Here is a 13645-nt window from a genome sequence, read left to right on the forward strand (position 1 = left end):
CGTCCGGGTGGGCGGCGGGATCGCCGACGGGCCCGGTCGGCACGTCGTCGGCGGGTCGACTCGGCTCGTTGCTCATGATCATCCTCGCTGGACGGGTGCGCGTGACGCCACAGAAGGTAGCGCCACGCGCACCGCGAGGTGGATCAGGCGTTCTCGCCCGGCGCGAAGCAGAGCGTCAGCTTCGGCTCGGGGAACGTCAGCGGCGCACCGTCGGTGCACAGGCTCTCGTCCTCGGTGCCCTTGACCTGCTTGACGAGCTTGTACGCGCCCGACTTGCCGCAGTCCACGCTCGGGTAGCCCATCTGCGTGGTGCTCTCCAGCTCGTAGCAGCTGCCCTCGGTCATGTTCGGGATGAGGCAGATCTTCGAGTCGGGGCCGCGGCTGGCGGTCTCGGTGTACTCGTCGTAGTAGCCGCCGCACGACTCGCCGGTCGAGCCGAGCACCTTGGCGACGGTGTAGTTCGCCTCGGGCGTGCCGCAGTCGACGGTCTTGAAGTCCGGCTTGGTGGTCGTGCCGGTCAGGCTCGCGCAGTCACCGGCCTTGGACTGGGCCGCGTCGCTGGTGAAGTAGTTGATGCCGTACACGACGACGCCCGCCACCACGATGCCGATGACCGCGGTGAGGATCCGCGCGACCACGCCCTTCTTCTTCGGCTCGGGCGGGACCTGACCCGGCTGCGGGGCGTTCATGTACTGCGGGCCGCCCTGCGGCGCACCGGGGTAGCCCGGACCGGGCTGGTACTGCGGGCCGCCCTGGGGAACACCCGGCTGCTGCGGACCGTTCTGGTACTGCGGGGCGCCCTGGTGCTGGGGGCCGTTCGGGTACTGCGGCTGCGGCCCGTTCGGGTACTGCGGTGCGGACGGGGGCATGTCCGTGCTCATCATGGACCTTCGTTCATCCGGGTAGCCCCTGTACGGCCGCGCGTAAGGTCGCGAAGCGGGGCGCAGGGAAGCTATCCGCTGCGCCGCTGGGGCGTACACGGCTTTACCGAACCGAGTCCGTAAGCGTTGGGTGCGCCCTCGCGTACCGTCCGCTACCGAGTTGCACGCGGTAGTCACACTTGAAGGACACCAAGCGACAGGAGCGCGCACCCGTGACCGACGGCCCGTTGATCGTCCAGTCGGACAAGACCCTGCTGCTGGAGGTCGAGCACCCGCTGTCGGACGAGGCGCGCACCTCCATCGCGCCCTTCGCCGAGCTCGAACGCGCCCCCGAGCACGTGCACACCTACCGCATCACGCCGCTGGCGCTGTGGAACGCGCGTGCGGCCGGGCACGACGCCGAGCAGGTGGTCGACGCGCTGGTCCGGTTCTCCCGCTACCCCGTGCCGCAGCCGCTGCTGGTGGACGTGGTCGACACGATGGGCCGGTTCGGCCGGCTCCAGCTGGCCAACCACCCGGCGCACGGCCTGGTGCTGAACTCGCTGGACCGCGCGGTGCTGGAGGAGGTGCTCCGGCACAAGAAGGTCAAGCCGATGCTGGGCGCGCGGGTCGACGACGACACGGTCGTCGTGCACCCGAGCGAACGCGGTCGGCTCAAGCAGCTGCTGCTCAAGATCGGCTGGCCGGCGGAGGACCTCGCCGGGTACGTCGACGGCGAGGCGCACCCGATCGACCTGGTCGAGGACGGCTGGAAGCTGCGCGACTACCAGCGGCTGGCCGCGCAGGCGTTCTGGGCGGGTGGCTCGGGCGTGGTCGTGCTGCCGTGCGGCGCGGGCAAGACGCTGGTCGGCGCGGCGGCCATGGCCGAGGCGGGCGCGACCACGTTGATCCTGGTCACGAACACCGTGGCCGGTCGGCAGTGGAAGCGCGAGCTGATCGCGCGCACGTCGCTGACCGAGGAGGAGATCGGTGAGTACTCCGGCGAGCGCAAGGAGATCCGGCCGGTCACCATCGCGACCTACCAGGTGATCACCCGCAAGTCGAAGGGCGAGTACAAGCACCTGGAGCTGTTCGACTCGCGGGACTGGGGCCTGATCGTCTACGACGAGGTGCACCTGCTGCCCGCGCCGGTGTTCCGGATGACCGCCGACCTCCAGTCGCGGCGGCGGCTCGGCCTCACCGCGACGCTGGTGCGCGAGGACGGTCAGGAGGGCGACGTGTTCTCGCTGATCGGGCCGAAGCGGTACGACGTCCCGTGGCGTGACATCGAGGCGCAGGGCTGGATCGCGCCCGCCGAGTGCACCGAGGTGCGGGTGACGCTGACCGACAACGAGCGGCTGGAGTACGCGACCGCCGAGCCCGAGGAGCGCTACAAGCTGTGCTCCACGGCCCGGACGAAGGTGCCGGTGGTGCGGGCGATCCTCGACCGGCACCCGGACGAGCCGACGTTGGTGATCGGCGCGTACCTGGACCAGCTGGAGTCGCTGGGCGAGGCGCTGGACGCGCCGATCATCCAGGGTTCGACGAAGAACAAGGAGCGCGAGGAGCTGTTCGACCGGTTCCGGCGCGGCGAGCTGCGCACGCTGGTCGTGTCGAAGGTGGCGAACTTCTCCATCGACCTGCCCGAGGCGTCGGTGGCCGTGCAGGTGTCGGGCACGTTCGGGTCGCGGCAGGAGGAGGCGCAGCGGTTGGGCAGGTTGTTGCGCCCCAAGGGCGACGGGCGGCAGGCGCACTTCTACTCGGTGGTGTCGCGGGACACGCTCGACACCGACTACGCGGCGCACCGGCAGCGGTTCCTGGCGGAGCAGGGCTACGCGTACAGGATCGTGGACGCGGACGACCTACTCGGCCCGAAGCTGCCCGACGTGGGCTGAGCCTGGCGCGGGGTCGTCGGTCGACCGGATCCGGTCGAGCGCTCGCTGGAAGTGCTCGACCACCTTCTCCAGGCCGCCCTCGGTGACGACCATGCTCAGCTCACCGCCGCGCCGGCCGCTGAAGGTGAACTGGGCCTCGTCGCCCACCACCTCGGCCTCGATCGAGCAGTGCTCTTCGACCCGGACCCACGAGTCGACCGAAATTCCACCATTCGTGAACACCCTGAACCCTCTTTCCGCGACGCCGGTTGCAGTACTTTGCGGTCAGCTAATCTTCAGCGGCCCGTTTCGAGCACACTACAACTGAGTGCTCTCAACCGGCATCGCTCAAGCGAGTGAAAGGTTCAGCGTTGGTCGCCTCCTCCACCAGCCCGACCGTGCTCAAGCGGTGGGTTGCCTTCGAGCTGCGCAAACTCCGCGAGGACGCCGGCATCAGCCGTGACGAGGCCGCGAAGTCGATCAAGGGCAGCGTGCAGAACATCGGCCACATCGAGACCGCGCGGTCGCTGCCCAAGCCGTTGGAGCTGGAACGGCTGCTCGAGCTGTACGGCGTGCCCGAGCGGTCGGAGTTCTTCCTGGAGCTGCGGACGCGCGCCAAGAAGGGCCGCGACTGGTGGATCGGTTTCGACGAGTCCACGGTGCCCGAGTACTTCAAGCTGTTCCTCGGGTTGGAGACCTCGGCGGTGAAGATCGAGAGCTGGGACGCCGTCGTCATCCCCGGCCTGTTCCAGACGCCCGACTACGCCCGAGCGATCATCCGGGGTGGACGGCCCGAGTTCCGCGCGACCGAGGTGGAGAAACGGGTCGAACTGCGCATGGCCCGTCAGGGCGAGGTGCTCGACCAGGAGGACGCCCCGCATGTGTGGGCCGTGATCTCGGAGGCCGCGCTACGCCTCCAGGTCGGCAGCCGGGCAATCCTCCGGCAGCAGTGGGAACGGCTGCTGGAGTTGCGCGAGCACCCCAACATCGAGATGCAGGTACTGCCCGCGTCGGCGGGTGCGCACACCGGCGTGGAGGGCGGGTTCATCGTGCTGACCTTCCCGACCGAGTTGGCGCACGACCCGGGGTGCGCCTACGTCGAAGGCCGGGTCAAGGGCGTCTACTACGAGGAGCCGGATCAGGTCATGGCGTACCGGGATGCGTTGACGCGCTTGCAGGTCGGCGCGGACAAGCCGGAGGACTTCCCCGGTTGGATCAGGGGAGCTATGAAGGACTTGTGACCGCGATGAAGCTTCAATGGCGCAAGTCGTCCTACAGCGAGTCGGCCAACGGCTGTGTCGAGATCGGCTCGTCCCCCACGGAGGTCGGGGTGGTCGGGGTGAGGGACTCGAAGTTGGGTGACCGGAGTCCGGTGTTGACCTTCAGCCGGCGGGCGTTCGGGGCGTTCCTCGCGGCGCGGTGAGCTGCCGGCCGGCTCTAGGCTGCCCGGGTGCTGGTCTACTCGATCCCGATGCGCAACCGGTTCCGCGGCATCACGGTGCGCGAGGGCGTGCTGTGGGAAGGGCCCGCCGGGTGGGGTGAGTTCTGCGCGTTCCTCGACTACTCCGACGACGAGTGCGTGCCGTGGCTGGCGTGCGCCGAGGAGGCCGCGAACGACGGCTGGCCCGCGCCCGTCCGGTCCTCGATCCCGGTCAACTGCACGGTTCCCGTGGTGTCGCCGGAGCGCGCGCACGAGATCGTCGCCCGGTCGGGCTGCGCCACGGCGAAGGTGAAGGTGGCCGATCCGGGGACGTCCCCGGCCGACGACCTGGCGCGGGTCGAGGCGGTGCGGGACGCGCTCGGGCCGTCCGGCGCGATCCGGGTCGACGCGAACATGGCGTGGGACGTCGACACGGCGGTCCGGGCGATCCGCGAGCTGGAGCGGGCGGCGGGCGGCCTGGAGTACGTCGAGCAGCCGTGCCCGTCGATCGAGGAGCTGGCGGCGGTGCGGCGGCGGGTCGACGTGCGGATCGCGGCGGACGAGTCGATCCGGCGGGCGGAGGACCCGTTGAAGGTGGCGGTCGCGGGCGCGGCGGACGTGGCGGTGATCAAGGTCGCGCCGCTGGGCGGGGTGCGGCGGGCGTTGGCGGTGGCGGAGGCGTGCGGGTTGCCGTGCGTGGTGTCGTCGGCGGTGGAGACGTCGGTGGGGATGGCGGCGGGGCTCGCGCTGGCGGCTGCCCTCCCGGAGCTGGACTTCGCGTGCGGGCTGGGCACGCTGTCGCTGCTGGACGGTGACGTGGCGACCGACTCCCTGCGCCCGGTGGGCGGTTCGCTGCCCGTGCCGACGCGCGCCCCGGTCCCGGACCGGTTCGCCGGGTTCGCCGCGGACGAGGGGACGACGGCCCGCTGGCACGACCGGGTGGCCCGGGTCCGGGAGCGCGCCGCGCGACGCGAGCGGTGAATTCCGGGGCCGGGTTTCCGGTTCGCGGCAGATGGGTGAGGGGAAAAGGAATCCGACGATTCCGGGCGTACGCTCGTTCGTCGAACCCCTCATAACCCATTGGAGGAATACTCATGTCCCAAGACGCCGCGCACGGAGTGCCGGGAACCACGTTGGAGTCGTTGCTGATGCGGACCGGCGCGTTGTCCGACGTCGTCGACCCGCAGGAGGTCAAGCTGTGGGCCGAGCTGTCCGTGCTGTTGAGAGAGCACTACCGGAAGTACGTCGAGAGCCTGGGCGACCAGCGGGCGGGGTACACCTCGGACCTCTACACCGCCTACTACACGAGCAAGGGAAGGGTCGGGATCAAGGACCGGAGAATTCTCTCCGGGGAATTGTTACCACTCGTCGCCGGGTTCGTCGAGAAGTTCATGGAGCGCAACGGGCAGTTGCCGTACTTCCGCGGTCGGGACTGGTTCACCTCGGGTGACTTCGTGGTCGCCGTGGACGTGAACTACTACCCGGACCGGACCGGCGCCAACGTGCGCCCGGAGTTCCACAAGGACACCGCCGGGATCAACGTCTTCGCGAACCTGATCTTCGCCAACGTGCAGGAGATGGAGGCGACGGAGTGGTTCGCGGACCTCGAACCGCCCAGTGCGCAGCGGGCGCTGTGGCAGGGCAAGAACCTGCCCGAGGGCTACATCAAGGAGCTGGACCGCGCCCGTGCCGCGCTCGCCGGCAAGGACACCGGTCCGGTGAGCGGCGGGGTGACCAAGGGCCAGTACACCTACGTGTCCTGGGTCGACGACCTGGTCTGGCACTCGACGCCGGCCACCAGCCGACGGGTGAAGTTCACCGCCGCGGCGGCGCAGCGCGCCTACCCGGTGCTGGACGCGACCTTCGACGACAAATTCGGGTATGTCGACAACACGTTGCAGGTGGTCGTGTGGGGGGCCGAGTTGGTGAGGTCCTTCGCCGACGACCCGAACACCCACCTGCACAAGTGGATGACGGAGAAGAAGCAGCCGGTCAACGACCTCGACACCGCCCGGAAGGCGTGGCAGGCGGTGTACCGGGGCGATGCCGGGAAGAAGCAGTTCGACGAGGACGCGGCGACCCGGAGCAACATGACGTGGCGGATCACCGGGAAGTACGCGATCGCGAACTCGCCGGATTCCAACCTGCCCGGCAGCGAGCAGATCCTCGAAACGCCCGCCGGTTTGTCGAACCGCAAGAGGGCGAACAGCATGAAGGAGAACCAGGAGGCCCTGGAACGCGCGCGGGCGGCGAACGTCGGAACGCCGCGCGCGTTCATCCGGACGTGGGTGCGATTGGTGCGCAAGGACAGCGGCGAGTTGCAGGGACTGTGACGTTGGGAGGACTGTGACGAGCTGACGTGACCGGAGTCGGCGTCCGCCCCTGACCCGGCCGGGTCAGGGGCGCGCGATGGCCGCGCCCAGGCTGCGGACGACGCCGTCGGTGCGGTCGAGGGCCTCGGTGCGGCGCGGGTTGGCGGGGACGCGGGTCAGGTCGACCACGCGGATCGGCGGCCCGAACTCGACCAGGGTCGGCACGTAGGACGCTTCCTCGACCGCCCACCCGGACGGTCCCTTCACGAACTTGAACCGCGTGACGATGCCCTCTTCGGTGATGCCGCGCGGCTCGGAGTGGCGGGCCACCTCGTTGCCCATGCCGTAGACGACCCACTTGCCGTTGATCTGCTCGACCGGCTGCACGGCGTGCACGTGCGTGCCGATGATCAGGTCGACGGCCGGGTCGGAGAGCAGGGCCCGGGCCATCTCGCGCTGCTGCGGCGTGGCCTCGTGCTGGTACTCCTCGCCCCAGTGCAGGCTGGCCACGACGACCTCCGCGCCGGCCGCCTTCGCCGCGCGGGCCGCCGCCAGCACGCCCTCGGTGGACAGCTGGTTCGCCATCCACGGCTGGGGCAGCGGGATGCCGTTGAACCCGTAGGTGAACGCGACGTGCCCGACCTTCACGCCGTGCGCGTCCAGCAGCAGCGGCGTGGCGGACTCCTCGGGCGAGCGGAACGAGCCGGTGTGCTTGAGCCCGGCCGCGTCGAGCACGTCCAGCGTGGTCCTGATCGCGGGCGCACCGCGGTCGAGGGTGTGGTTGGACGAGGTGGAGCAGCTGTCGTAGCCGAGTTCGCGCAACGCCGTCGCGACCTCCGGCGGGGCGCTGAACGCCGGGTAGCCGTAGGTCGGCTCGCCGGGCGCGGACAGCGGCGTCTCCAGGTGGCAGATCGACAGGTCGGCGTCGACGGCCTGGCGCAGGCCCTCCAGCAGCGGCACGAAGTTGCGCGCGCCGTCCTGGTCGGCCTGCTCGGTCAGCGCGGGGTGGATCAGGATGTCGCCGCCCGCGGCCAGCGTGAACGACGGCGGTGCCGGCTCGGCCGCGGTGGTCGTGGTCGGCGTCGAGCGGGAGGAGGTGATCACCACCGGCGACCCGGTGCAGGCCACCAGCAGGACGAGGCAGGCGGCCGGCCCGAGGACCGACCGCCTGCCACGCGCGTTCAGCGGTGCCGCCGGCGGAGCCCGCGGACCAGCAGCGCCACCGCCAGCAGCCCGGCCGCGACCGGCAGCAGCCGCTTGAGCACGGGCCCGCCCGCGGTGTCGATCAGGTCGATCGGCTCGTCCGGCACGGCGTGCAGCCGGGGCCTCGTGGTGGTCTCCGGGGAAGTCACCTGCTCAGCTTCCGCCGGCGCGAGCCGCGTCGCCAGGCATTCCGCGAACTCACCGATGATCCTGCCGCTGACCTCGCTGATCAGACCCCGGCCGAGCTGGGCGGGACGGCCGGTGATGGCCAGGTCGGTGACGACGGACACCTCCGTGCCGCCGTCGTCGGTCGCGGTGAGCGCGACGGACACGGTGGCGGTCGCCGTGCCGTTGCCCCTGGTGTCCTTGCCGGAGGCCTTGAGGACGGCGGCGCGCACCCGTTCGTCGACGGACGTGAACTCGCCGGTGCCCTTGTAGAGCAGGGTGACGGGCCCCAGCTTGACCTTGACCGTGCCGGTGAACTTGCTCCCCTCGACCCCGGTGAGGGTGGCGCCCGGCATGCAGGGCGCCACCTCGTCCGGGTCGAGCAGGGTCGTCCACACGTCCGGCACGGGCGCGGGCACGGTGAACCGGTGTTCGAGCTTCATGCGGCCACCGCGGCGGTGACGGCCCGTTCGGTGAGCACGCGGGCCAGGTGGGCCCGGTACTCGGCGTCGGCGTTGCCGTCGCTGGGCGGGGTGGCCCCCTCGGCGGCCCGGGTGGCCGCCGCCCTGATCGCCTCGGCCGTCGCGGGCTGCCCGACCAGCGCCTCCTCCACGCCGCGGGCCCGCACGGGGGTGGGGCCCATGTTGGTCAGGCCGATCCGCGCGTCGGTGATCCGGTCGTCGGACACCTCCAGGGCGGCGGCCACCGCGACGATCGACCACGCCTGGGCGACCCGGTTGAACTTCTCGTAGTGCGCGTGCCGGCCGGTCGTCTTGGGCACCAGGACGTGGGTGAGCAGCTCGTCGGGAGCCAGTGCGGTGGTGAAGTAGTCGACGAAGAACTCGGCCGCCGGCACCTCGCGGGTCCCGCCGGGTCCGACGCACACCATCACCGCGTCCAGCGCCAGCGCGGGGGCGAGCAGGTCGCCGGCCGGGTCGGCGTGGGCGAGCGAGCCGCCGAACGTGCCCCGGTGCCGCACCTGCGGGTCCGCGACGGTGTCCGTGGCCAGGCACAGCAGCCGGGCGTGCTCGCGCACCAGCGGGTCGCGCTGCACGTCGTGGTGGGTGGTCATGGCGCCGATGCGCAGCCGGTCGCCGTCGTCGCGCACGCCGGTCAGCTCGGTGAGCCGGGACAGGTCGACCACCAGGGTCGGCACGGCCAGGCGCATCCGCAGCACCGGGATGAGGCTCTGGCCGCCCGCCATCACCTTGGCGTCCTCGCCGCCCGCGGCCAGGGCGCGGACCGCCTCGTCCACCGAGGTCGGTGCGACGTAGTCGAACGCGGCCGGGATCACTCGGCACCTCCTCGGGGGCTCGCCGGGTCGTCGAGGGTGATGGAGCCGAGACCGCCGCCCGCACCGGGGTTCGTCGGCACGCCTTCCGTCGACCCGCGGTGGATGGCCTTCCACACCCGCATCGGGGTGCACGGCATCTCCACGTCCGTGACGCCCAGGTGCCGCACGGCGTCCACGACCGCGTTGACCACCGCCGGGGTGGACGCGATCGTGCCCGCCTCCCCGACGCCCTTCACGCCCAGCGGGTTGCTGGTCGCCGGTGTCTCGGTGCGGTCGGTGGTGAAGTGCGGCAGGTCGACCGCGGACGGCAGCAGGTAGTCCGCGAAGGTGGCGGTGGTGAGCGTGCCGCCCTCGTCGTGCACCGCCTCCTCGAACAGGGCCTGCGCGATGCCCTGCGCCAGGCCGCCGTGCACCTGGCCCTCCACGATCAGCGGGTTGACCACCTTGCCGACGTCGTCCACGCACACGTAGGAGCGGATCTTCACCGCGCCGGTCTGCGTGTCGACCTCGGTGGCGCACAGGTGCGTGCCGTGCGGGTAGGAGAAGTTGTCCGGGTCGTACGTGGCCTCGGCGTCCAGGCCGGGTTCCACGCCGTCGGGCAGGTTGTGGGCGACGTGGGCGGCGACCACGACGTCGCCCAGCGCCATGGTGGTGGACGTGCCGCGCACGGAGAACGCGCCGGAGGTGAACTCGACGTCGTCCTCCGCGACCTCCATCAGGTGCGCGGCGACCGTGCGCGCCTTGGCCAGCACCTTGTCCGCGGCCAGCACCACGGCCACGCCGCCGACGGCCAGCGACCGGGAGCCGTAGCTGTCCATGCCGCGGTGCGAGACGCGCGTGTCGCCGTGCAGCACCTCGACGTCCTCGAACGGCACGCCGAGCCGGTCGGCGACGATCTGGCTCCACGCCGTCACGTGGCCCTGGCCGTGCGGCGAGGTGCCGGTGATCAGCTCGACCTTGCCGGTGGGCAGCATCCGGATGGCCGCGTGCTCCCAGCCGCCCGCCGCGTAGCGCAACGCGCCGAGCACTCGGGACGGGGCGAGCCCGCACATCTCGGTGTAGGTGGAGATGCCGATGCCCAGCTGCACCGGGTCGTCGGCGGCGCGGCGCTCGGCCTGTTCGCGGCGCAGCTCGTCGTAGCCGAACAGCTCCTTGGCGCGGGCGGTGGCGGCCTCGTAGTCGCCCGAGTCGTAGGTGAGGCCCGCGACCGTGGTGAACGGGAACTCCTCGTGCCTGATCCAGTTCTGCTCGCGCAGCTCCAGCGGGTCGCGGCCCAGCTCGGCGGCGAGCTCGTCCATCATCCGCTCGATGGCGAACGTGGCCTCCGGGCGGCCCGCGCCGCGGTAGGCGTCGGTCGGCGTCTTGGTGGTGAACACGTTCGTGCAGGTGAACCGGTAGGCCGGGAACTTGTAGATGGCGTTGAACATGAACGCGCCCAGGATCGGCACGCCCGACGAGACCAGCCGCAGGTAGGCGCCCATGTCGGCCAGCAGGTCCACCTTCAGGCCGGTGACGGTGCCGTCGCGGCGGGCCGCCAGGGTGAGCCGCTGCACCTGGTCGCGGCCGTGGTGGGCGGACAACATGGACTCGGTGCGCGACTCGGTCCACTTGACCGGCTTGCCCAGCCGGCGCGCGGCCAGCAGGGTCAGCACCTCCTCGGGCGTGACCTGGAGCTTGCCGCCGAAGCCGCCGCCGACGTCCGGGGCGATGACGCGGATCTTGTGCTCGGGGATGCCGAGCACGGCCGACAGCATCCAGCGCAGGATGTGCGGCACCTGCGTGGACGACCACATGGTCACCGAGTCGGGCGACGGGTCGACCACGACCGAGCGCGGCTCCATGAACGCCGGGATGAGCCGCTGCTGGCGGAACGTGCGCTCGACCACGACCTCCGCGTCCGCGATGGCCCGGTCCACGTCGGACCCGGTGCCCGCCTCGGCGGAGTCGAACACCCAGGTGGCGCTCTTGTTCGTGCCCAGGTCGGGGTGCACGAGGTCGGCGTCGTCGGCCAGGGCGCGTTCCATGTCGAGCACGACCGGCAGGTCTTCGTAGTCGACGTCGATCGCGGACAGCGCGTCGTGCGCCTCGGCCGCGCTGCGGGCGACGACCAGGGCGACCGCCTCGCCGGCGAAGTTGACCCGGTCCACGGCCAGCGACGGTGCGGGCGGCGCCAGCATGTCCTCGGTGATCGGCCACGCGCACGGCAGGCTGCCCTGTTCGTCGGCCAGGTCGCGGCCGGTGAGCACGGTCAGCACGCCGGGCATCCGGGCGGCCTCGGTGACGTCGATCGAGGTGATCCGGGCGTGCGCCGCGGGACTGCGCAGCAACGCCATGTGCAGCATCCCGGTGAGCTGCATGTTGTCGGTCCAGCGGGTCGCGCCGGTGATCAGCCGGGCGTCCTCCTTGCGCCGGCGGGCCTTACCGATCTCGCCGGTGCCGACCTCGGGTTCGGCGGTGGCGGTCATTCGGCACCCCCGGCGGGGCTCATCCGCTGCGCCGCGTCCCGGACCGCGCGGACGATGTTCTGGTAGCCGGTGCAGCGGCAGAGGTTGCCCTCCAGGCCGTGCCGCACCTCGTCCTCGTCCGGGTCGGGGTTGTCCGCGAGCAGGTCGACGGTCTGCATGATCATGCCGGGGGTGCAGAAGCCGCACTGGAGGGCGTGGTTGGCGTGGAACGCCTGCTGGACGGGGTGCAGCTGCCCGTCGCGGGCCAGTCCTTCGATGGTGGTGACCTCGCGGCCGTCGGCCTGGACGGCGAGGACGGCGCAGGACTTCACGCTGCGGCCGTCGAGGTGGACCGTGCACGCGCCGCAGTTGCTGGTGTCGCAGCCGACGACCGTGCCCGTCTTGCCGAGTCGTTCCCGTAAGTGGTGGACCAGCAGCGTGCGCGGTTCGACGTCGTCGGTGTACGCGACACCGTCGACGGTGACCGTTATCCGCATGAACCCTCCCAGCGTGGTGGTGATGGGGGTCACGGCGAGCCTGCTCTTGGTTGACCCGTCAAACAACCCCCTCACTTGTGGATGGAGCCGTCCCCGCGGGCCAGCCGCCCGCCTCCACCGCCCCACCGGAGCGCGATGATCTCGGCGGCGATCGACACCGCCGTCTCCTCCGGCGTGCGGGCGCCGAGGTCCAGGCCGATCGGGGACGCGAGCCCGGCCAGCTCGCCCTCGGTCAGTCCCGCCTCGCGCAACCTGCGCAGCCGGTCGTCGTGCGTGCGGCGGGAGCCCATCGCGCCGACGTAGCCGAGCTTGAGCCGCAGCGCGACCTCCAGCAGCGGCACGTCGAACTTGGGGTCGTGGGTGAGCACCGCGACCACCGTCCGCTCGTCGACCCTGCCCGCGTCGGCCTGCGCGGTGAGGTAGCGGTGCGGCCAGTCGACGACCACCTCGTCGGCTTCGGGAAACCGACTCGCGGTGGCGAAGACGGGCCGCGCGTCGCACACCGTGACGCGGTAGCCGAGGAACGCGCCGAGCTTCGCCACGGCGGCGGCGAAGTCGATCGCGCCGAACACCAGCATCCGGGGCGGCGGCTCGAACGGGTTCACGAACACCGCCATGCCCTCGCCGCGGCGCTGGCCGTCCGGCCCGTAGTGCAGGGTGCCGCTGCGCCCGGCGGCGAGCAGGCCGCGGGCGTCGTCGGTGATCGCGTCCCGCGCCCGCGCCGACGGCAGGTCACCGGCGGCCCGGTCCGGCCAGACGACCAGCCGGCGGCCGACCCACTCGGGGTGCTCCACGACGGTGGCGACGGCGACCGGTTCCTGCGCCCGCACCGTCTCCAGCACCTCGGGCAGCTCGGGGAACGTGGCGCGGCTGACCGGCTCGACGTAGACGTCGATGATCCCGCCGCAGGTCAGGCCGACGGCGAACGCGTCGTCGTCGCTGACCCCGTACCGCTGCAGCACCGGCCGGCCGCTGCCCACGACCTCCTGGGCCAGCTCGTAGACCGCGCCCTCGACGCAGCCGCCGGAGACGCTGCCCACGACGGCGCCGTCCGCGCCGACCAGCATCGCCGCGCCGGGTGGTCGGGGCGCGGAGCTGAACGTGGCGACGACCGTGCCGACGCCGACGGTCTCCCCCCGGTCGACGCGGCGGGCCAGTTCGGCGAGGACGTCACGCAAGTCGAACCTCCTCCAGCAGGGCTTGCAGGGTGGCGAGGCTGTGGCCGGCCAGCAGCCGGTCCAGGTGCGGGAGGGCGGCGACGATGCCGGACTGCACCGGCTCGTACCCGTCGTGGCCGGCGTGCGGGTTGACCCACACGACCTTGTGCGCCAGGCGTCGCAACCGCTGCGCCTGCTCCGCGAGCAGGGTCGTGTCGCCGCGTTCCCAGCCGTCGGAGCAGATCACCACGACGGCCCGGCGGGCGGCGCCGCGCTGCCCCCAGCGGTCGAGGAACACCTTGAGCGTCTGGCCCAGCCGGGTGCCGCCCTCGAAGTCGGGCACGGCGCGCGCGGCGGCGGCCAGGGCCTGCGCGGGGTCGCGGTGGCGGAGCTGGCGGGTGACGCGGGTCAGCCGGGTG

Annotated in this window: 14 protein-coding genes; 5 read left to right on the top strand and 9 right to left on the bottom strand. The window is 71.7% G+C overall.

Going from position 1 to position 13645, the window contains the following annotated elements:
• Positions 1-143 precede the first annotated feature (143 nt).
• Positions 144-881: a hypothetical protein gene (locus tag AB0G02_RS04455; RefSeq protein ID WP_360789211.1), complete on the bottom strand. Its 738-nt coding sequence runs from the start codon at positions 879-881 to the stop codon at positions 144-146.
• A gap of 212 nt (positions 882-1093) precedes the next feature.
• Here AB0G02_RS04455 and AB0G02_RS04460 point away from each other — a divergent pair, with 212 nt between their 5' ends.
• Positions 1094-2755 (top strand): DNA repair helicase XPB, encoded by a 1662-nt coding sequence (locus AB0G02_RS04460; RefSeq protein ID WP_360789214.1) that lies wholly within the window; start codon positions 1094-1096, stop codon positions 2753-2755.
• Here the strand turns inward: AB0G02_RS04460 and AB0G02_RS04465 are convergent.
• Positions 2723-2977, bottom strand: coding sequence for a hypothetical protein (locus AB0G02_RS04465; protein ID WP_360789217.1), 255 nt, complete (start codon positions 2975-2977; stop codon positions 2723-2725). The genes AB0G02_RS04460 and AB0G02_RS04465 overlap by 33 nt on opposite strands.
• 128 nt (positions 2978-3105) lie before the next feature.
• Between AB0G02_RS04465 and AB0G02_RS04470 the strand changes: the two genes are divergently transcribed.
• The 4 genes from AB0G02_RS04470 to AB0G02_RS04485 all read left to right on the top strand — a co-directional run bounded on the left by AB0G02_RS04470 (position 3106) and on the right by AB0G02_RS04485 (position 6487).
• The gene (locus tag AB0G02_RS04470; protein WP_360789220.1) at positions 3106-3975 is read left to right on the top strand and encodes a helix-turn-helix transcriptional regulator; all 870 of its coding nucleotides are present in this window, start codon (positions 3106-3108) and stop codon (positions 3973-3975) included.
• 5 nt (positions 3976-3980) lie between these two features.
• Positions 3981-4157: a DUF397 domain-containing protein gene (locus tag AB0G02_RS04475; RefSeq protein WP_360789223.1), complete on the top strand. Its 177-nt coding sequence runs from the start codon at positions 3981-3983 to the stop codon at positions 4155-4157.
• Between the two features lie 27 nt (positions 4158-4184).
• Complete coding sequence (locus tag AB0G02_RS04480) at positions 4185-5135, top strand: o-succinylbenzoate synthase (protein ID WP_360789226.1); 951 nt, start codon at positions 4185-4187, stop codon at positions 5133-5135.
• Positions 5136-5248: 113 nt separating this feature from the next.
• Entirely contained in the window at positions 5249-6487 is a 1239-nt protein-coding gene (locus AB0G02_RS04485) for a hypothetical protein (protein WP_360789229.1), read from the top strand.
• A 63-nt stretch (positions 6488-6550) separates the two neighbouring features.
• Here the strand turns inward: AB0G02_RS04485 and AB0G02_RS04490 are convergent, their stop codons facing one another.
• The 7 genes from AB0G02_RS04490 to AB0G02_RS04520 all read right to left on the bottom strand — a co-directional run.
• The gene (locus tag AB0G02_RS04490; protein WP_360789232.1) at positions 6551-7594 is read right to left on the bottom strand and encodes a CapA family protein; all 1044 of its coding nucleotides are present in this window, start codon (positions 7592-7594) and stop codon (positions 6551-6553) included.
• Positions 7595-7647: 53 nt separating this feature from the next.
• Complete coding sequence (locus AB0G02_RS04495; RefSeq protein WP_360789235.1) at positions 7648-8277, bottom strand: SRPBCC family protein; 630 nt, start codon at positions 8275-8277, stop codon at positions 7648-7650.
• Entirely contained in the window at positions 8274-9128 is an 855-nt protein-coding gene (locus AB0G02_RS04500) for a xanthine dehydrogenase family protein subunit M (protein WP_360789238.1), read from the bottom strand. Before AB0G02_RS04500 ends, AB0G02_RS04495 begins: the two co-directional genes overlap by 4 nt.
• Positions 9125-11593, bottom strand: a complete 2469-nt coding sequence (locus AB0G02_RS04505; RefSeq protein ID WP_360789241.1) for a xanthine dehydrogenase family protein molybdopterin-binding subunit — start codon at positions 11591-11593, stop codon at positions 9125-9127. The genes AB0G02_RS04500 and AB0G02_RS04505 overlap by 4 nt, the downstream gene beginning before the upstream one ends.
• The gene (locus tag AB0G02_RS04510) at positions 11590-12069 is read right to left on the bottom strand and encodes a (2Fe-2S)-binding protein (protein WP_360789309.1); all 480 of its coding nucleotides are present in this window, start codon (positions 12067-12069) and stop codon (positions 11590-11592) included. The genes AB0G02_RS04505 and AB0G02_RS04510 overlap by 4 nt, the downstream gene beginning before the upstream one ends.
• A 71-nt stretch (positions 12070-12140) precedes the next feature.
• A complete protein-coding gene (locus AB0G02_RS04515) occupies positions 12141-13247 on the bottom strand; it encodes an XdhC/CoxI family protein (protein ID WP_360789244.1) in 1107 nt (368 codons plus the stop codon).
• Positions 13240-13645 (bottom strand): VWA domain-containing protein (locus tag AB0G02_RS04520; protein ID WP_360789246.1); only part of this gene is annotated, 406 nt, incomplete at its 5' end. The genes AB0G02_RS04515 and AB0G02_RS04520, both read right to left, overlap by 8 nt.

It is taken from the genome of Actinosynnema sp. NPDC023658 (assembly GCF_040639995.1).
Classification (GTDB): Bacteria; Actinomycetota; Actinomycetes; order Mycobacteriales; family Pseudonocardiaceae; genus Actinosynnema.